At 48.3% G+C, this 19,829-nt stretch carries 12 protein-coding genes; 3 read left to right on the top strand and 9 right to left on the bottom strand.

What is annotated here, in order from left to right; all coding sequences use genetic code 11:
• Positions 1–85: 85 nt before the first annotated feature.
• Positions 86–1,180: a sulfotransferase family protein gene (locus tag ACO08K_RS05710; RefSeq protein ID WP_421795435.1), complete on the bottom strand. Its 1,095-nt coding sequence runs from the start codon at positions 1,178–1,180 to the stop codon at positions 86–88.
• 446 nt (positions 1,181–1,626) lie between these two features.
• Here ACO08K_RS05710 and priA point away from each other — a divergent pair, with 446 nt between their 5' ends.
• Entirely contained in the window at positions 1,627–4,098 is a 2,472-nt protein-coding gene (gene priA / locus ACO08K_RS05705; RefSeq protein WP_421795434.1) for a replication restart helicase PriA, read from the top strand.
• A gap of 139 nt (positions 4,099–4,237) precedes the next feature.
• Here priA and ACO08K_RS05700 read toward each other — a convergent pair whose 3' ends face one another.
• Together ACO08K_RS05700 and ACO08K_RS05695 are read right to left on the bottom strand one after the other, a co-directional pair.
• Positions 4,238–5,134, bottom strand: coding sequence for an IS630 family transposase (locus ACO08K_RS05700; protein WP_421798283.1), 897 nt, complete (start codon positions 5,132–5,134; stop codon positions 4,238–4,240).
• A 4-nt stretch (positions 5,135–5,138) separates the two neighbouring features.
• The gene (locus tag ACO08K_RS05695; RefSeq protein ID WP_421795433.1) at positions 5,139–5,438 is read right to left on the bottom strand and encodes a hypothetical protein; all 300 of its coding nucleotides are present in this window, start codon (positions 5,436–5,438) and stop codon (positions 5,139–5,141) included.
• Between the two features lie 336 nt (positions 5,439–5,774).
• On the opposite strand from ACO08K_RS05695, the gene ACO08K_RS05690 reads away from it, so the two are divergent.
• Positions 5,775–6,962 (top strand): glycoside hydrolase family 172 protein, encoded by a 1,188-nt coding sequence (locus ACO08K_RS05690; RefSeq protein WP_421795432.1) that lies wholly within the window; start codon positions 5,775–5,777, stop codon positions 6,960–6,962.
• Positions 6,963–7,000: 38 nt separating this feature from the next.
• Here the strand turns inward: ACO08K_RS05690 and ACO08K_RS05685 are convergent, their stop codons facing one another.
• Positions 7,001–9,697: a 3-coathanger stack domain-containing protein gene (locus tag ACO08K_RS05685; RefSeq protein WP_421795431.1), complete on the bottom strand. Its 2,697-nt coding sequence runs from the start codon at positions 9,695–9,697 to the stop codon at positions 7,001–7,003.
• A gap of 23 nt (positions 9,698–9,720) precedes the next feature.
• A complete protein-coding gene (locus ACO08K_RS05680; RefSeq protein ID WP_421795430.1) occupies positions 9,721–11,250 on the bottom strand; it encodes a hypothetical protein in 1,530 nt (509 codons plus the stop codon).
• Positions 11,251–11,554: 304 nt separating this feature from the next.
• Between ACO08K_RS05680 and ACO08K_RS05675 the strand changes: the two genes are divergently transcribed.
• A complete protein-coding gene (locus ACO08K_RS05675; RefSeq protein WP_421795429.1) occupies positions 11,555–12,829 on the top strand; it encodes a hypothetical protein in 1,275 nt (424 codons plus the stop codon).
• Here the strand turns inward: ACO08K_RS05675 and ACO08K_RS05670 are convergent.
• The 4 genes from ACO08K_RS05670 to ACO08K_RS05655 form a co-directional block, all read right to left on the bottom strand.
• Positions 12,819–13,994, bottom strand: coding sequence for a trans-sulfuration enzyme family protein (locus ACO08K_RS05670; protein ID WP_421795428.1), 1,176 nt, complete (start codon positions 13,992–13,994; stop codon positions 12,819–12,821). The genes ACO08K_RS05675 and ACO08K_RS05670 overlap by 11 nt on opposite strands.
• Positions 13,995–14,189: 195 nt before the next feature.
• The gene (locus ACO08K_RS05665) at positions 14,190–15,080 is read right to left on the bottom strand and encodes a hypothetical protein (protein WP_421795427.1); all 891 of its coding nucleotides are present in this window, start codon (positions 15,078–15,080) and stop codon (positions 14,190–14,192) included.
• Between the two features lie 63 nt (positions 15,081–15,143).
• Positions 15,144–17,240, bottom strand: a complete 2,097-nt coding sequence (locus ACO08K_RS05660) for a hypothetical protein (RefSeq protein ID WP_421795426.1) — start codon at positions 17,238–17,240, stop codon at positions 15,144–15,146.
• A 213-nt stretch (positions 17,241–17,453) separates the two neighbouring features.
• Positions 17,454–19,814 (bottom strand): prolyl oligopeptidase family serine peptidase, encoded by a 2,361-nt coding sequence (locus tag ACO08K_RS05655; RefSeq protein WP_421795425.1) that lies wholly within the window; start codon positions 19,812–19,814, stop codon positions 17,454–17,456.
• Positions 19,815–19,829 lie beyond the last annotated feature (15 nt).

The following is a 19,829-nucleotide window of genomic DNA, read 5'->3' as shown; positions in this document are numbered from 1 at the left end:
AATGGGGGGACGAGGAATGTTGAAGGTGATAATTAGGAAGAGAATAGCTGGCAAAAGAACAGTAAAATCAATGTTTACTATGATTTTACTGCAAAGGGTAATTCCAGCGTCGGAGAAAGGGTTCTAACTTTTCGGTAGCGACTCGCCTTTCCTCCTCTGGTAAATGGTGTTGAAGACTGGAAAATGTCTTTTGCCGGGCTGCAAAGGCGCTCATTTTGGCCTCACAAATACTGAAATCATTGAGATTGAGGGCCTCGTAAACTTTTTTCAGGTTAGCTACAGGTGCTTTGACAAAATCGTCGTAGACCAGCTCGATCAAGTGCCCGGCTGGAATCAGGTCTTTTTCCTGCACATAACGCTGCATCGTTTGGGTGTAAGTATCCAGGATGATCTGGTTGAAATCAATCGACTTGGTTCCTCCCACCGCGTAAAAACCATGTGTCACCTGCAGAAATTTTTTATTGGAAGCATAAACCTCATAGGGGTTGCGGTGAATGAAGATGAACTTGGCATTCGGAAAAATGGTGAGCAATAATTTTATTCTGGCGGTATTGGGAGGGCTTTTCAGCACCAAGGGTTTGCTTTCGCTGGCTATGGATATCTTTTTGAGCAGAAAAATATAATCCCGAGCCCATGCCTCAATTTCTGCATTAGGCATGTTTTCGAATAAAACAAATTTGTGGAAATAGTCCATCATCTTTTTTGGAAAAAAATAGCCCCATCCTGCTCCCCGGGGATTTAAAGCGGTGGTCATAGCCCCATCCTCTTCGCCGGGAAAGCGGAAGGAGAGGGGGACTCGATGTACCGGATCAAAAATCTTAAATAGGCGGAAAATAAAGTCAAAACTTGGGGATAGCCATTTTTCGCAGCTCAGCATTATTTCCGGAAACACCATCTGAAAATTGGTATGGTAGCCAAAACGCTCGTCCTGGGTGATGAACTCATGCAGGTAAGAGGTCCCACTGCGGTAAAAACCGAGAATAAAAACGGGATCCACGTTGATGACATGTCGATTGATCCGTTTTTGCTGGGTGGCCAATTCGACCCAGCGAAGAGGCTCCAATAGCACAAGTTTAACCATCCAAAGCACGATGTTTTTTAGCCTTTTGATGGAAAATCCCCCATTTTTAATCGCAATTTTCAGGAAAGTATAAATGGGCAGCGGAAAAAGTTGATTCATCGGTATAGGTTTAATCTTTGGCAAATGAAAAGCCCAGTAAGGTTTTGCGTTCTTTTCTTTGGATTAACAATTGTCCTTTATTCGAGGTGAGTAGGGAAGAAGATTGGGAGATAGAAACGCTTGGTGCCAAGTGAACAACTGCTGAAAGATAGGATGTTTTTATGGAGAAATACATCATTAGAGTGGCAAAATTTTGGTGTGGGCCGGGATGTGGTTATGTATGACGCAAAAAATTACTTCCCGATTTTTTTTGAGGCTTTTGAATAGGAAGCTCACTTGAAATGAACCGTTCGACTTCCTATTCAAAACCCAAATCGGGAAGTTAATTTTTCTGCGTTACCATGCTGATTGACAAAAAAATTAATTTCTCCAAGAGCATTATAATTTTACCCGCAGATTTATAATTTATTTATCTTGCTGCTGTCTAAAACAATTTGCGTCACAAGATGTCCGAACTGCATCCCACGGCTCAGGCCAATACCTACGTTACCGTCATCCTGCCCATGGCGGTGCCTAAGCCGTACACCTACGCGGTGCCCGAAGAATGGGTCAGCAAGGTGCAGATTGGGGTGCGGGTAGAGGTGCAATTTGGCCCCAAGCGCCAGTACGCTGCACTGGTGTTGGACGTATTGAGCGAGGCACCCGGGCACAAAACCAAAGCCATCCTTTCCGTCATCGACGATACCCCCATCATTTGGGCCGAGCAATTGCGTTTTTGGCAGTGGGTGGGGCAATACTACTGCTGCACCCTTGGCGAAGTGATGCACGCCGCTTTGCCTGCCAACCTGAAACTAGCCAGTGAAACCACCATCACCCTCAGTCCCCTGTTTGATGGTGACGTTATGGACCTGGAGGACAAAGAGTACCTTATCGCCGAAGCCCTGACCATCCAACACGAACTCACCCTGGAGCAGGTGCGCGATATCTTGGGCATCAAAACCATCTATCCCCTGATCCGGGACATGCTGGACAAACGCATCATTTACCTCAAGGAAGACCTCAAGGAAAAATTCAAGGCCAAAACCGTCGCTTGCGTGCGCCTGCGCGAACCCTACGTTAGCCACCCCGAAAACCTGCAGGACGCCTTTGACAAACTCAGTCGGGCCACCCGCCAGGTGGAAGCACTGATGGCCTACTTGCAATTGGCTAGGGGCCAGGAATTTGTGCGTCGGGATGAATTGTATAAAATGGCCAAGGTGGATGCCAGCGTCATTTCGGCCATGGAAAAAAAAGAAATCCTGGAGGTGTACGAACGGGAGGTGAGCCGCATCGGGGGCTACGAAGACGAAATTGTGGAGGCCGATGCATTGAGTGTACAACAAGTCCGCTCCATCGCGGAAATACAAAATCATTTTGAAGAAAAAAACGTGGTGTTACTGCAAGGGGTTACGGGCAGCGGGAAAACCCGGGTCTACATCGAACTCATTCGGGAAGCCATGCGGCGCGGGGAACAAATTCTGTACCTTTTGCCCGAAATTGCCCTCACCACCCAAATCATCGACCGCCTCAAACGGGTTTTTGGCGACCAGGTCGATGTATACCATTCAAGACTGAATAACAATGAACGGGTTGAAATCTGGAACCGTACCAAGGAGGGAAAAGCTGTAGTATTGGGTGCCCGCTCAGCCTTGTTTTTGCCCTTCCGCAACTTAAAACTGGTCATTGTGGACGAGGAGCATGACCCCTCCTTCAAACAGCAAGACCCCAATCCACGCTACCAAGGGCGGGATGCGGCGATTTACCTGGCTCAATTGTTTGGCGCAAAAGTCTTGCTTGGTACTGCAACTCCGTCCATCGAATCTTTTTACAATACCCAGGTTGGCAAGTATGGCCTGGTGAGTATGACGGAGCGTTTTGGCGGCCTGGAATTGCCGGAAGTGGAAATCGTGGATCTCAAAAAAGCCCAAAAAGCGGGGACATTACAATCCCATTTTACGGTGGATTTGCTCAATGCCATGAAGACTACCCTGGAAAAGGGCGAACAAGTCATCCTGTTCCAAAACCGCCGGGGCTACGCTCCGATCTACAAGTGCAGCACCTGCAACTGGACTTGTGAGTGCATCCACTGCGATGTAAGCCTGACCTACCACAAGGGGCAAAATAACCTCAAATGCCATTATTGTGGCTACCAAACGCAGCTGCCTAAAGAATGCCCGGCCTGTGGCAGCAAACAACTCATCGTGCAGGGTTTTGGTACCGAAAAAATTGAAGATGAGCTGAAAATATTTATGCCCGATGCCAAAATCGGGCGGATGGATTTGGATACGGTACGCAGTAAAAATGCCCATGCCAAAATCATCAACGATTTTGAAGAAGGGCGATTGAATATTCTGGTGGGTACCCAAATGGTGACCAAGGGCCTGGATTTTGAAAAAGTAGGCCTGGTGGGAATCCTCAGTGCAGATCAACTGCTGCAATTTCCCGACTTCCGGGCAGGTGAACGCGCTTTCCAATTGATGCTACAAGTAGCAGGGCGCGCTGGACGCAAACACAAGCGGGGGAAGGTCATCATTCAGGTGCAAAATGTAGCCAATCCAGTGCTCAAAGAGGTGTTGAACAATGACTTCCGGGCATTTTACTCCCGCGAAATTATGGAGCGCCAGGAGTTTTTTTACCCGCCTTTTTATCGCCTGATCCGCATCACACTTAAACACAAAAAGCCGCAGGTGATCAATGCCGCCGCCCAGAAATATGGCAATTTTTTGCGCAGCAAATTGGGTGATCGCCTGCGCGGGCCAGCCGTGCCCTACGTAGGCCGTGTGCGTTCGTATTTCCTGATTGATTTTTTGATTAAATTAGAGCGCAACCCCAAGCTGATTGGCGTAACCAAAGACCTGATCGCGGAAGCTGAACATTTTTTGCTGAATGAAGAGGGGTATTCCAGCATCAAAATCGCGGTCGATGTAGATCCGATGTAGGGGCAAGAAAGGGTGTGGGTGTGAAGTGTGATAGTGTGGGTGTGTTGACCTTTCATTCCTCTAAGACATATCGCCAACCCATGGATTTATCCGTGGGAGGCCACCATACCGCCTCAACCCATGACTTATGAAGTTTTCTTTAAAAAGCGTTCTTTGACATATTGGAACTAACATCAGCGAAAGGGCGATAAAAAGGCGACTGTAAAGCCCTTAGGCCCACATATTGAAGCAAAGGCTGGTTTTGATGACCAGGTTGTGCAAACCATTGTTCGACTTTAATTTTCAATGCATCCCATTGATCGACCAGGCGATGATTGTGCAAAAGATCTTGCTTGAGCCATCGCCACATTTTTTCAATGGGATTGAGCCAAGAAGCATAAGTGGGCAAAAACAACAATTGAACGGGTAAATTTTTACCCTTGAACTTTGCTTTAGGCTTGAGATGTTGCCATGATTTGGGTAAAATTATGGGGAATGGAGATTGCTGAGGAGCTAAAGCAGCAAGGACGTCGGGGTGAAAATGAACCGGCCAATTATCCAGGATGACCCAAATGGTTTTTTGAGGATGCTTCAGGGTGAGTTCCTCAAAAAATTGAATGATGGTGGGTACCTTGATTTTATGACGAATCAAATAGTGGGTTTGGCCCGTTAGTCCATTTAAAGCGCCACAGATTCTGAACGTTTTATTGGAATAATGACCTAATCTACACAAGGGTTGCTTTTGCGAAGCTGGACTCCAGTCATAGCCAATCGTGGGCTGGAGATATACGGTGAGCTGATCCAAGAAATAAATTTCCTGCTCTCCAGGATTATGGCTTCGGATTTGCTGTAGCAGGTACTCTACTTTGGCCTGATAAGCTGGATCAGGGCTATGTACATATTGGCGTGCTCGTAAATGGCGAACCCCAATTTTTTTGAGTACTTGCCACACTCCACCCAGGGAGTAGTCCTTAAATGCCTCGATCTTTTCCCTCAATGCCTTTAGCGTCCACCGACTTTGATCTAAACCAAAGTTAGTTGGACTTTGACCTACCACCAACTCAACCTGGGTTTGTAGTTGTGGGGGGCTTAGAGGGGGAAAACCCAGGCTTACGACCGCGGCCTGCCTTTTGTTCTAAGCCTTTGATGCCTCCTGCTTTGTAGCGAACCACCCAGTCATAGACCGTGTTCTTGCGCCGACGTCGCAGTAAGCCTTTGTTTGCAACTTCGTTGCCAAAGGAACCAGACGCAATTTGTAAAATGGCACTCGCTCGCTCTCGAAGATAGGGCTTGGGTGAACGTTTCAAGAGGCCTTCCAAGGCTTCTTTTTCCCCTTCGCTCAAGGTTAGATAGATTCTCATCTCTCCTCTTTTTGATGCTAAGTTACCAATATTTCAAAGATCGTTTTTTACGAAAAACTTCATTAGCCCAACTCTTTAAATGCCTTATGAATATTGGGCTAAAGCCCAGATCGGGGGGCATTACGCCAACCCCAGGCTAAAGCCAGGGGCTATTCAATCATTATTCAGGCTGAAGCCTGGAGGTTTTCGATTATTTTCAATGCTGATGGAGTTTTTGAAATATAGCGTTCCTAAATGAGCCAGAAATTGAGAAAAGCTGGCAGTTCCAAAAGACCGTTTATTTCTAAAAACTCCATTAGTCGTGGGAAAGTGGGCCACCACAAACATCTATCGCACATGAAAAACATCATCCTCTTCCTCTGCACCCTCTACAGTGCAGCCCTCCTAGCCCAGGAGCCCCTCTACCGCATGAGTACCGACAAGCCACGTTGGGCTACCTTTGAAAATCCCAAAGCCACGGTCGGTGCAGGCGGCATGGAAAACCAAACCGCCAAGGGCCACGCTTTTGAACCCATCAAAGCCGGAGAAGTCAAAACCTTGCTCAATGTAAATGGCATGGGTATCGTCCAACGCATTTGGCTGACCGTCAGCGATCGCAGCCCGGCCATGCTGCGCTCCCTGCGCATCGACATGTATTGGGACGGCTCCAACCAACCCGCAGTGTCGGCACCATTGGGCGACTTTTTTGGCATTTCACACGGTCAAATTATGCCCTTTGAAAATGCGTTGTTCTCCAGTCCGGAGGGGCGTTCTTTTAATTGCCGCATTCCGATGCCTTTCCGGAAAGGAGCACGGATCACGGTGACCAATGAAGCCAGCAAAGATTTAGATCTGTTTTTTTACGATGTCGATTTTCAGTTGACTACCACCTTGCCTGCTGATGCCTTGTACTTTCATTGCCACTGGCGTCGGGAGCACAAAACCCAATTGGCGGTGGATTTCAACATGTTGCCCGAAGTGAAAGGGAAAGGCCGCTTTTTAGGCGTCAACGTCGGACTGATCACTGCTCCTGAATACGGCAAAAGCTGGTGGGGTGAAGGCGAAGTTAAAATTTACCTGGACGGAGATGGACAATTCCCAACCATTGTCGGCACTGGGGCCGAGGATTACATCGGTTCGGGTTGGGGCCTGGGCAAATTCATTCAATGGCACCAGGGCTGCACCATCGCCAACGACAGCACCCGGCAGTGGTCTTTTTACCGTTTCCATATTCCCGATCCTATTTATTTTCAGCAAAAGTTGCGGGCTACCATCCAGGTGATTGGGGGGTATTCCCGGGATCAGGTGCGGCAAATGATCAAGGATGGTCATTCTTTGAAGCCGATATCGGTAGCCTATGACAAAGGATTTATGAAATTATTGGAAGGCAATCCGCCTGCCCTTGATTCCCCCAATTTCCCGGATGGCTGGGTCAATTTTTACCGGCAGGAAGACTATTGCGCGACGGCCTATTTTTACCTGGATAAACCAGTGAATGGGCTGCCTGCATTGGTGGCGGTGGGGGACCGGACTAGAGGAATGTAAAGTTGTAGAGACGCACAGCCGTGCGTCTCTACAACTATTTATTTCACCACTACAAACTTTTCAGTAGTTGCCCCATTGGCACTTTGTAGCAAGAGTAAATAAATGCCTGGTTGGAAATCCGAGGTATTCAATTCATGCCATTGCTCTCCACTGGCCCTTCGATTTCCCGGCGTAAGGGTGCTCACTAGCCTACCATCCAGCGCCCGTACTTGCAGGTTGTACCAGTTTTCTACCGGCATATTAATCTGGATGTTCATGCGGTAGGTGGCAGGATTGGGGAAACACTTCATACTTGGCGTGGCATCCAGGGTGGGTTCTTCCTTGTCTGGTCTGCTGCTCAATGATGGCGCTTCCATCAAGTTCATGTTGCAATCCTGAATAGCCGCCACAAAAAAGCTGCCCGGCTCGGCCCGGAAATTTGGCTTAAGTCGGATGAAATTCCCCGCATGGTAAACCACATTTGATCCGACTGCAATGGTAGCATCCGACTCAATGAAGTCTTTGGCTAGGTACAAACCACTCGGAGTGGTGCCAGTCAACACCAGATTGGGAGGACAAGACGTAGTCAATAGGTTGAAATAATCGGTGGTAAACATGCCTCGGCCATGAGAGGCGGCAGACACCAAATGATCAGAAATGCGGTATTGCAACATGTCGACCCGCACATTGGCCAAACCAAAGGTATTGGTTGGGAACCACTCTGTTCTGGTGCCATTGAGGAAATCGGTAGTCCATACGCCCAATTCAGTAGCAATCAAAGCCTGGGTTGAATCAAATGGATGAAACATGGCCCAACGCACTGGCATGTCCGGCAAGTCGCCTTCAACCTGGGTCCATTTTTTACCCCCATCTCTTGTTTCGTAAATGCTGATGCGTCCATAACTGGAAGTGGTGGCCAAAAGGTGGTTGTCATCACCAGCCTCCACATCAATACTGGAAACGTAAGTGGAAAAAATAGAATCAAGCAAGGTAACCGTTACCCCACCCGCCTGATTGGCATTGTCGATGCGCATAATTCTCCCACCCGTAGTCCCTACAAAAAGCCGATGAGTAGTGTTGGGCGAGACCCGGATATGGCTGATTTGCCCTTTATTGATTTGGGTAATCCGTTCGTAGGTGATGGTATTGGCTCCCCCTACATCCACCACTCGCCCCAGGGTATCAGGCCCATCCGAAAAATACAGGATATTGTTGGCGTCATCAAAGTCGGAAGGGGTTATGAACAGTGCGGCCTCTTTGGTTGGCAATAAATCAATCGAGGTGGCAAAACTATCGGTGGTCAGGTAAAAACGCCGATTCTGGGAACTGGCAATTTGTAATTTAGCATTGTTCTGGTCAATGAAACAAAAGCCCCCATCTCCACCTTTGGGTTCGTCCGTTGTACAGATTCCCGGGCAGGTGAAACGTTGGGTGCCATTGTCCTGCGTACCCCCTAGTATAAAATTGCTACCAGCAGCCGGGTGAAGTGCTGTGGAATAAAACTGGGTCACATTGTAACCGTTGTTTTTGGCTGTTAAGGTAGGTACTGCTGCGGCTGCGTTAAGGCAGCGATACACACCGCCATCATTGCCGAAGACAACCTGATCAGAATTGCCAGGTCGATATACAATGGCATGGTGATCAACGTGTACCCCGGCAACTGCAGTCCAGGTGCCAGCACCATCAGCAGATTGGTACAAATTGTCGCTGCCGATCCAAACACGATTGACATTGTTGGGGTCGACGGCCATGATGAAGGCGTACCAGCAAATGTCGCCCATACCCATAGGACAAGCTCGTGGCGTCCAGTTTGATCCGGCATCTGTACTCACCAGAACATTGAGGCAGGTATCCTTGCTCGCTGCCGAAAAAGCAACATAAAGGGTGTTGGCGTTACTGGGAGCAGTAGCAATTTCTAGCCGCCCTATGTTACTGGTAGGGAAATTGCTATTTGCCAGCCGGTTCCAGGCAGTTCCCGTCCGTTTAAAAATACCACTGCCATTTACCGCTGCGTATAGGGTGCCATCGGCAGCCATTTCCAGGTCTTGCACATTGCCTGCCAGCACTGCTGCCGCTCCAGCATTAAAGGTTCCGTTGGCATCGGTGGAACGGAATAAACCATTGGACGTGGCTACAAATACAAAGCCCGCATTGTCGATCACAATTTTATTGATGGCATTAAAACTGGTATTGTTGAATGGTAATTGCTGCCAATTGTTGCCACCATCTGTACTGCGCCAGATACCCATGCCCCGGACACCTCCATTGGGTTGAATGCCTTCTTCTCCGGTGCCGAAGAAAATGAGATTGGGGTTAGATGCGCTTTGAGCAATGGTGGTAATGGCCAGATTAGAGAAATAGTCATCAATGTTGGTCCAAACCGGCGGGGCTGCATCAATGTCGTCGGTTCGCCACAGTCCCCCGGATACACTGCCGGCCCAAACCCTTTTACCGCTGGGGTCATTGGCATCGATGAGTAAACCCCGGGTACGCCCGCCTACATTGCTAGGCCCCCGCTCGTACCAATAGATGGGGATGAGGCCCGAACGCAGGTGGCTGTCTTTGCGGCGTTCCTGGGCAATACGGGCAGCATTGAGTAAGCGGTCACGCGGCACAATGCCCGTGCTGGGGTCGCGGGTCATCAGCCATTCCTGGTAAAATCGCCCTTCGATTCGTTCTTCTTTGCCTTCATCCTGCCCATAGCCAGGGATCAGCAAACCAAGGGCAAGCATCGACAATAAAGCCAGATGTTTCATGGTTGCAAGTTTATGAATGAAGACTAATTTTTGTTTTTGCTCTGAAGTGCAGTTTGCAGCGCTTCGATTTGTTTTTGTTGCTCCAGGATCAAAAGCAGGAGTTGTTCAACTTTTTCTACCAAAAGCCTTTGGGTTTCACCAAGTGCTACACCATCTTGTTCTTTGATTTGTTGGGCCGAAGGCATCCCTGGCAGGTGACCATGGGCGGTGATGAACTTTTGCCATTCTTTCAAATCAGGTAGCTTATAATTTGGGTCAAAAACGTAATCGGGCCAGTTGCCGCTTAGTTTTACCACTACTTCTTCGGCAATGATGCTACCGCCGACGTAGAGTTCATGGCCTCCAGGAGTATTCGTTGTAGCGATGGCTACCTTTCCAGTCAAGTTAGAAGTGCCGGTTACATTGAGGTTTTCACCGATGCCAACCCCGCCACCTACTACAAGTGCTCCCGTGGTAGCGTTTGTAGAACTTGTCGTGCCATTCACCTTTACCGCATTGCCTACATTGAGGTTTCCACCAACTCCCGCGCCACCAGTTACGACCAAGGCTCCAGTTGTAGCATTGGTAGAGGCAGTATTGCTGTTTACCTTTACCGTATTGCCAACGTTCAAATCCTGACCAATGCCAGCACCTCCTGCTACTATCAAGGCACCGGTTGCAGGAGTTGTTGATGCGGTGAGGTCGTTGATTTTGGTCGCACCACCGATGGTCGCTGTTTTATTGACGTTCAGGTCTTCGTCAACTTGCAGGTCTTTGCCAATTTTGGCGTCGGTTCCTACCATCAAATTGCTGCCAATACCAGCACCTCCGGTAACCACCAGTGCACCCGTAGCCGGGCTAGTTGAGGCGGTGGTATTGTGGATAGTGGCAATGCCATTGACATCCAGTGTGGTGTTAATGAGTACATCGCCCTGAACATCGAGCAATGCGGCAGGAGCCTGGGTGTTGAGACCAAACTTGCCATCTTTGGTGATGATGCCCCGTTTCAGGTCGCTGCTGATGAGTACCACGTTTTCCGGGTTTCGGGTGCCCAAAGTGTTTTTTACCGGGCCGACTACGTTGCCCCCCACATGCCAATCCTGATCGATATTGTCGATGGTGCAGCGGCGTTTTTGTTCCGAAGTAGTGTGCGAAAACACGGTAAAATAGCCGTAGGTTTTCCCCAAAATATCCAGGTCTTCCAAGGCTCCGGGCCAGGCATTCAGCGGGCAGCGGGAGAAAATTTCCGTGGTGCAAGTCGCTCCTCCGGGATCAGTAACTTTAAGGTAAATGTAGGTGTTAAAAACGCCTCCAGGGAGCGCTGATGCCTTGATTGCCAGCAGTTGTGCATTGTTGACACTGGGAAAAGAAACAACGGATTGAGTGAGTTTTTGATCAGAAAAAACTTCCACTTTTACATTGTTGGCACCAAAATAATAGACTTCAATTTCGGTGAAAAAATCCCCAATGCATTCGCAGGAATCTACATCGCAGTCGCTGGCAATGTTTTGGGTTCGTGCATAGGGCAAATAAAACAGGAAACACAAAAGGAAGGGAAATAAAGCACTTTTCATGACTTCGGTTTTTATAGGTTAACAGGTGTAAATGTCAAGATCAGGTCAGGTCTTATTTCATGAAAATGCAAAGACAGTGAAAAGGGTCAAAACCACTGTAGGGACGGGTGAGGACGCGACGTTAATGGGTTAGAATGGATATGGAACTGATTTAAACGAGATCAGCAAATTACGGTCTTTTGGCATCATTATCAAATTTTATTTGTATTCATTTGAATGTCTAGAAATCAAATGTGGTGAGTTGCAAATTGAGAATAATTTGTATTTTCGTTAGTGCTGATCACTGACCACCTAAAAAACACCAATGGAAGCCACACCATACCCTAAGATTCGTTGGACTGGCCTGCAAAAATTTACCTTTCGCTTTTCGGCCATTTATTTTGCACTCCTGATCATTCCAGGTATTATAGGAATGGCTGTGTCGACTTTTCCTGGGGATTACTGGTTCAAACTCATTCAATGGACCGGGAAACATGTCCTGCAAATTCCTTACGAAATCACTGTGCGGCCCAATGGGAGTGGAGATACTACCTACAATTATGTTGAGGTTTTTTTGAATGTTGTTTTTTCCATTTTCTTTGCCCTGATTTGGAGCATTGTTGATCGGCACCGCAGCGAATACCAAAAATTGTACTACTGGTCGCGGGTGATGGTGCGTTACTACCTCTTTTACACCATGCTGCAGTATGGCTTCTTTAAGGTAATTCAACTGCAATTTCCCTTTCCTTCGCAGGGCGAATTGCTCCAAGCTTTGGGTGATTCCTCACCGATGGGCTTAGCCTGGAATTTTATGGGTTATTCCAAAGGGTACAATTTTTTTGCGGGCTTTTTAGAAGTGCTAGGCGGCTTTCTGCTGTGTTTTCGGCGTACGGCTACCCTTGGAGCTTTGATTGTTTTTGGGGTTATGAGCAACGTGGTAGCGATGAACTTTTGCTTCGACATCCCGGTCAAGCTGTACTCCATGCATCTGGTGGCAATGGCTTTGTATGTGTTGTGGCCCGATGTCATCCGATTGATTGATTTTTTAATCCTCAACGAACCGGTTTATGCCCGGCGTTTTATTGCCGTGTTTTCGAGTGCTGGGTTAAACCTGGCCCGTACCATCTTTAAAATAGTATTCATTGGGGGGCTCCTGGTTTACTCCTTCATTCAATCCAAGCAATATCAAAAGCAGTTTGGCGAAAAAGCGCCCAAGCCAGCTTTGTACGGCATGTATGAAGTGGAAACTTTTGTACACAATGGCGACACCCTGCCACCCTTACGCACAGATACTTCCCGTTGGCACAAGTTGATCATCAGTTACAAAGATCGGGCAATGGTCAGAATGGTCAGTGACAGTGTGCGGGGTTTTGAATTTAAGGTGGATGAAAAACAGCAAAGCGTTCGAATGACGCCCTTGCGGGATACCCTGCAAAAGTTCAAACTGACTTATGAACAACCCAGCAAGGAACAACTGATTTTGCGGGGCCAATCCAAACGAGATACCTTATTGATCAAAATGCGGACGATAGACCGGAACTCATTCCTGTTGGTCAATCGTGGGTTCCATTGGATCAATGAATTTCCGTTTAATCGGTAGACCGTGACGCCCGCAAAGCCTGATCAATATCCGCAATGATATCGTCCACGTGCTCCAATCCCACGGAAATGCGTACCGTGCCAGGATTGATGCCCACTGCGGCCCGCTCGGCCTCAGTCAGCTTGCTGTGCGTAGTGGAAGCGGGGTGAGTCACAATGCTGCGTGTATCGCCCAGATTGGAAGAAAGGGAGCACATTTTCACCGCGTTCAAAAAAGCCCGGCCCTGTTCGAGTCCTCCTTTTACCTCAATGGTGACGATTCCGCCGCCCATTTTCATTTGTTTGAGCGCCAAATTATGTTGAGGGTGTGAAGGTAGGTATGGGTAAATCGTTTTGGCCACTTCGGGGTGTTGCTCCAGGAATTGGGCCAGTTTCAAGGCATTGCTGCAATGCCGCTCCATCCGCACAGCCAGGGTTTCCAAACTTTTGCTCAGCACCCAAGCATTGAAAGGTGACATAGCTGGCCCCGTGTGACGGCAAAAGAAACGAATGGGCTCAATGTATTCCGCTTTGCCCACCACGATGCCACCCAGCACACGACCTTGGCCATCCATCCATTTGGTAGCGGAGTGTACGATTAGATCTGCTCCATAATCTGTTGGCGTTTGTAGGCAAGGCGTAGCAAAACAATTGTCGATGTTGAAAATGATGCCGTGTTTTTTACACAGTGCACCAGCTTTTTCCAAATCAATCAGAGCCAGGCCAGGGTTCGATGGAGACTCTAGCACCAACATCCGGGTAGTAGGCTGAATGTGTTGCTCCCAATTGTCGATGTCTTCGGGATCAACATAGGTATAAGTGATGCCCCACTTGGGGAAAATTTGGGTCAAAATCTGGTGGGTCGAGCCAAACACGGCCCGGGAAGCCAAAACATGATCGCCAGAGCGCAACAGGGCTGCCATACTTGCAAACACCGCCGCCATCCCTGAGGCGGTAGCAAAACCCTCCTCGGCGCCTTCCAGCTGGCAAACTTTATTGATGAATTCGTCTACACTTGGGTTGTTGTAGCGGGAATAAATGATGTCGTCGTTCAAGCCGGCAAAGGTGTCGGCCATCAGCTCCGCATTGGGAAACGTGAAACTGGAGGTGAGGTACATCGCGGGGCTGTGCTCGCGGTAGTCGGTGCGGTCCATTTGCCCGCGGATAGCCAAAGTCTCTGAATGCATCTTAAAGTAGTTTTTCAGGGAAGTTGAGGAGTTGAGGCCACCGCGAGCGACCCGGTCACTGAGCGTAGCCGAAGTGTAAGGGTCGCTCGCGGTGGCCTCAACTTCTCAACTTTTCCATTCTCAAAGCACAAAGAACCCATTTTTTTGGAAAATGGGTTCCATTTTGAACTGATTTTAGGAGAATTTTAAGAAGTACTAGGCTTTGGGTTCATTGCCCGCGGCTTTGATGTTGACCAGTTTTTTTAACAAATCGAACCAGAATGGTGCGCCTAAGGATACGGCCAGAGCGGTTACGATCCAGCCCAGGATTTTGATCACCCAATCACTGGGGGTCATGCTTTTCAAATCCTCGGGGTGCCACCCCAAACCGAGTGGAGAATTGGCTTGCTGCAATTCATCCTGAATGAGGTGATTGACCTGATCCCATTGTTGTTGGACGGAGCCGCCAGTTTGGATCTCCAGTTCATTTTTATTGGCGTAGGCTTCGGCCATGGTGACAATTTCCTTAAGCTCTTCAGGGTTGGATTCCAGGCGTTGGTATACGGAAATGGTGTCTGCATTGAAAATAACCGCAACCACCAAACCAACAAAGGTGACCAAAATCTGGATGTTTCGCTTGTACCAGCCGGCTGCGCGATCCATCACATCGTTGTACCAACCTTGCATTTTTTCTTTGAAGGCATCCAATTCGTAGCCAGCATCGTTGAGCAACTGTTTGAGCACCTGTTTGAGCTCATCGTTTTGGATCTCATCAATTTTTTGCGTCAGTTTACCCGCATCCTCACCCTTCAGGATGATGTCCATAAGGATGGATTGGAAGTTTTGAGAGCTGAGGTAGGAGGGAGGCCGCAGCTTGGCGCTGTCGCGGTAATTGCACAATTGTTTGTACAAGGCATTGCCCTTAAAAGCCTGGAACAGTTCCCCTTGCTTTTGCCCATTGGCCAACATATTCAGGATGGCTTTTTCCAGGTTTTTTCCGCGCAGGGCCAGCATGGAGGAAATCAACTCCATAATGGTCGTCACCAACAGGCTCAACAAAAGAAGCAAAAAAACGAGTCCAATGACTACTTGTATCAGTCCAATCATCGTATTAGGTTTTAGATGGTGGAAAGTTAAGATTTATCCATTGGATTCGGTAGCGCGTGGGGTTTATTTTGGGATAGCCGAGTTGTTGAGGTCGCCGATTTTGATCCCGACAAATTCTACATTGCGAATACCATTCAATGGGCCGATTCGGATTGTTTCAGGCAAATAGTCCCTTAGTGGATCAGTCGGATGCTGAAAAATATGATCCACATTGATAAAACGCCAACTGCTGTTGTTGGCAAAGTTGGTGTCGATACCCAGGATTACCTTGCGCAATTGGATCAGGTCCAAAGTAGTAACAGTCCCGGAGCGATTGATGTCCGCCGCAATGTATTGGTAAGGAGAATCAAAGGTTTTGATGTTGAGGATGTGCCTTTGGATTTGGATGAGGTCGAAGGTGCTGACGCCGTTGAGTGGGTCGGTGGTTTTGCTGGGGGTGATGAGGAGGTAGGGAGGGTATTCCCAAAAGAACTCCCAAAAACCAAACAAACCGGTTGGGGCTGAAGTTGAAATTTCAATGGAGCTTTCCTCAGGTCTTTCAATTTTTACTTTTACACCAGCCATCAATGCTCCTGTGGAGGTAGTGACTTTTCCCAAAATCCTTCTGGTCGTACGACAGCCATCACTGGGGCACAACCTTTTTTCATCTTGTATCTCAGCAAATGCTATTACACTTCCCACGGCTGGGCTTGCCGTATCTTTTCGAGCCTGGATGTTCAGCAAGAGTACTCTTCCGGCATCACAACATTCAAGGTCAATACTTTGCTGAAAAGTGTCAATTGCAGAATCAAGTCGCTTCATGTTGGGGATTAAGGTTTTTCTCCCCCAAACATCTGGTATCCCATTTCCATCGTCGCAAGTATAACAAGGGCTCTTTAAAAATTCTTGAACTTTGAGGGGCTCAAGTAAAAATTCACCCTGTGTACCCCCTTTTAAGGTGAGTATTTTAGTGATGCCAAAATAGGTTTCAACAAAAAGGCTAGGGTTGAATAGTTTAAACCATTGTTGGGTGCCCACAGTGACCATCGTATCAATTCCTCGGACTTCAATGAACAAAGAATCACTAAAATCAGTGCAAAACACGAGCAGTGAATCCAAAAATGGACTCAATACAAAATCAATTTCTTGCCGCACTTCGAAACCATCCAATTCGTTCAGTTGGCCATCCTGATTTTGGTCATACCCCAACTGTAGCCAGGCAGCCAAATTCGCTTTTCGGATCGAACGGCGTACTTTAAAGTCCTTAAACTGTGCAAATGAAAAACCCCGGGACAATAAGTTTTTTGCATGAGTTGTTGGCCGAAGCTGAGCAAAGGTTTTTTGTAAAATAAGCTCCAGTGAATCATTCAACCTGATCATGGGCCTGGGGTCAGGGCAAATGCCAGTGCTATCCAGTACTTCAATTTTGGTGATACATCGACTAAAATTCCCCACCTTGTCCCAGGCAAACACACTGATGGGTATGACTGAACCAATGTGGCTACAATTCAATTCAAAGTACCGCTGAGTAGAATCAGGTGTACGTCGATAATAGTCGTTGTACCAGGGTGCTAGGCTGAATTTTTTGACCAAGGGCGCCAGTAAGGTATCCCGTGGAAGTGTCGATTGATAGCAATCATCATACACATCTCCCCGGATTAAATCTTTAGCATCTAGTGTCAAACCAGCATCCTTTTGAGGTAAATATACTTTGATAGGGGCAACGCAATCGATGCCGCGCAGCAACTGATCGCGTTGCGTCAGCAGCCTTTGCACATACACCAGCATACTATCCTTCCCCAATGCTCTCACTTCAAAATAAAAAGGCTCCTTTTCTCCACAAGGCATGGTCTCGATGTAATAATTCCAGGGGGAAAACTTTTCACCATCAACACTTTCAAAGCCATCCAATTGATTGAGCAAACCATCTTTATTGAGGTCGTAGCCTTTTTGCAGGTAAATGGCTTCATGTGCAGGATCAACCGTACGGCGAACACTGAGCTTGCTCAGGTTGGTTTGAACGAGATGTGCTACATCGAGGATGGTTTGGTAAGCATGGGCCTGGAGGACAACGTTTTCCAGGTTTTCAACAAAGCGGATGTACCCATCCTGAGCCGATCCAATCGTGCAAAAACATAATAATACCAATGCCAGAACGGCAGATGAGGAACGATTTTTCATGGGACTATGATCTAAAAGGTTGAAAATAGTAAGTATTGTAAAAGGTCGATCTTAACGATAATATGATGTTGCAAAAATAAGAGAAAGTACGAATATTAAATGTTAAATTTTTATCTGAGGGTACCAGGTTCCAAGGTTCAAGGGTTCCATCCGGTCACTGAGCGTAGTCGAAGTGCCGGATGGAACCCTGGAACTTTGGAACCTGGCACCCAATTATTTCAACGTCTCCTCAAACAACTTGAAAATCCGCTTGTACTCATCCGACCAGCTACTTGGCTCAATAAACCCGTGATCCTCCAGCGGGAAAACGGCCAAATCCCATTTGTCCTTTTTCAATTCAATCAAACGTTGAGACAAACGAACGACATCCTGGAAATGCACATTCACATCCACCATTCCGTGTAACATCAGCAGGTTGCCTTTCAGCCCCTCCGCAAAATAGATTGGCGAACTGCGGCGGTAAGCGATGCTGTCCTCCACGGGGGTGTTCAGGATGTTGGCGGTGTATCCGTGGTTGTAATGCGCCCAATCGGTCACCGAGCGCAAACCCGCTCCACTTTTGAAGGTTTCAGGGGCATTAAACAAGGCCATCAAGGTGATGAACCCACCGTAAGAGCCACCGTAAATCCCGATGTTTTGGGCATTCACTTTGTGGGTACTCACCAGATACTTGGCACCATCCACCTGATCGTCCAGATCCTTGCCACCCATGTGGCGGTAGATGCCCGTGCGCCAGTCGCGACCATACCCCGCACTACCCCGGTAATCCACATCCAAAACGGTGTAACCCCGATCTACCAGGAAATTGTGGAACATGTACTCCCGCGAGTAGCTGCTCCACCAGTTGTGTACGTTTTGCAGATAGCCCGCCCCGTGTACAAAAATAACCGCCGGGCGGCTGGGCGCAGGTTTGCTGGGTTTGTACAAGCGGGCGGGTACTTTTACCCCATCCCGAGCGGTAAACCAGACAATTTCAGGCACCCGCCAAGGGTAAGTTTTGAAAGCAGCAGTAGTAGAGCTGGTCACTTGCTGGGCGATAGCCCCGGCCTGATTGGGCATCCAGTACAATTCCCAGGGTTTGTTGCCAAAAGAATAACGAATGGCCAGGGTGCTTTCATCCGGCGACAATACTGCCTCGTTGCCTCCTTTGAGGCTGGTGATTTTTTCCAATTTACCTCCAGCTACGGGTAAGCGGTAAAAATGGCGCTCGTGCGGGCCATCGGCACTGGCGGTGACAAAAAAGAATTTGCCATCGCGAGACAGGTTGCTTTCCAGGATTTCAAAATTGCCGATGGTCAGTGCTTTTTTAACTCCGGTTTTGACGTTTACCGTGTAGATGTGTGAAAAACCAGTTTCTTCGGATTGATACCACAGGTGTTCATTGTCTGGCAACCAACCGATGCCGCCTCCGCCAAAACCGCTCACTCCCGGGCCGCCAATCCAGGCGTCGTCGTGCTGGCGATCCAGTTGTTTGAGCTGTCCGGTAAGCAGGTCAATGAGCACGATCCAGCGGTCTTTGTTGTCTTGTGCGCGTAGGGAAATGACGGCTTTACCATCATCGGAAAACGAAACATTGGTAAAAGACACTTCGCGGGGCTTGTCGTATTTGGGGTTGTAGGGTTTTTCGCCCTTGTGGTATTCCTTCAGAAAAGCAGGTTTGTCGTAAATGCCTTCCAGCTTTTTAGTGTCTACCATATAAAAGGTGTCGCGGGTACGGTCGTAAATGCCAAACTCGTAGGTATCCTGAGGGGTGCCGACTTTGGAACGGGCCGTCAGGTCGGTGGTGTAACCGGATTCAGTGACGTAGTTGGGTACGTCCGTACTTTTTGGCTCGGCGCGTTTGGTATAGCGGAAGGTGACGAAACGCAGGTCGGGACTGGCCTGTAAGCCGCTTACAAACTTGGTGCCGTAGTTGATTTCGCGGGGCCGTTTGACCTCCAGCGCTTTGTTTTGGCGCTCACGAATATCGCGTTGGCCTTTCCTCCAGCGCAATACTTCAAACATATCCATCTGGTCTTCCTTCAGCCAAGTCTCGTATTCCAGTGGTTTGGCGCTGGGTCGGGAGGGGGTATTGCGGAAATTGGTCAGTTGGGCAATGCTGCCAGTTGCGCTGTCCCAATGGTAGAGATTATTGTTGCTCACCCAGGTCAGGCCTTTGCCATCGCCCGTAAACCGGGGGCTACCTTCATTGTCAAAGGTATTGGTGATTTGCTGCTCCTTGCCAGTAGTCAAATCGAGCAAAAACACATCGCCGTTGCGGCCGAATACCTTGCGGCGATAGTCTTTGCTGTATTCGCCGTTGCCAGGCATTTTGCGTTGTTCATCCAGGCTGACTTTTTCGGGTTTCCCGTTGGGCAATACCACTTTGTACAGGCTACTCAGGGTATCCATCGTCGGGTTCCAACTGAAATAGATGGTTTTGTTGTCTTCGCCCCAAAAGACGTTTTCGGGCGAAAAGCCGGTGAAGCGATCGCCAAGCATAATTTGGTCGATGCTTAGGGCGGCGGGAGATTGGGCCTGGGCCATGAGCAGGCAAAAGACCCCACAAAATAGGGTGGTAGTGATTTTTTTCATGTCAGTTGTCAGTAA

The sequence above is a fragment of the Haliscomenobacter sp. genome (genome assembly GCF_965225875.1).
Classification (GTDB): domain Bacteria; phylum Bacteroidota; class Bacteroidia; order Chitinophagales; family Saprospiraceae; genus Haliscomenobacter.
The sequence above is the reverse complement of the archived record's forward strand: the minus strand, read 5'-3'. Positions and strand labels throughout refer to the sequence as shown.

Coding starts and splice junctions, on each gene's coding strand:
- ACO08K_RS05710 (WP_421795435.1), bottom strand. CDS start 1,180: ATGAATCAACTTTTTCCGCTGCCCATTTATACTTTCCTGAAAATTGCG.
- priA (WP_421795434.1), top strand. CDS start 1,627: ATGTCCGAACTGCATCCCACGGCTCAGGCCAATACCTACGTTACCGTC.
- ACO08K_RS05695 (WP_421795433.1), bottom strand. CDS start 5,438: ATGAGAATCTATCTAACCTTGAGCGAAGGGGAAAAAGAAGCCTTGGAA.
- ACO08K_RS05690 (WP_421795432.1), top strand. CDS start 5,775: ATGAAAAACATCATCCTCTTCCTCTGCACCCTCTACAGTGCAGCCCTC.
- ACO08K_RS05685 (WP_421795431.1), bottom strand. CDS start 9,697: ATGAAACATCTGGCTTTATTGTCGATGCTTGCCCTTGGTTTGCTGATC.
- ACO08K_RS05680 (WP_421795430.1), bottom strand. CDS start 11,250: ATGAAAAGTGCTTTATTTCCCTTCCTTTTGTGTTTCCTGTTTTATTTG.
- ACO08K_RS05675 (WP_421795429.1), top strand. CDS start 11,555: ATGGAAGCCACACCATACCCTAAGATTCGTTGGACTGGCCTGCAAAAA.
- ACO08K_RS05670 (WP_421795428.1), bottom strand. CDS start 13,994: ATGCATTCAGAGACTTTGGCTATCCGCGGGCAAATGGACCGCACCGAC.
- ACO08K_RS05665 (WP_421795427.1), bottom strand. CDS start 15,080: ATGATTGGACTGATACAAGTAGTCATTGGACTCGTTTTTTTGCTTCTT.
- ACO08K_RS05660 (WP_421795426.1), bottom strand. CDS start 17,240: ATGAAAAATCGTTCCTCATCTGCCGTTCTGGCATTGGTATTATTATGT.
- ACO08K_RS05655 (WP_421795425.1), bottom strand. CDS start 19,814: ATGAAAAAAATCACTACCACCCTATTTTGTGGGGTCTTTTGCCTGCTC.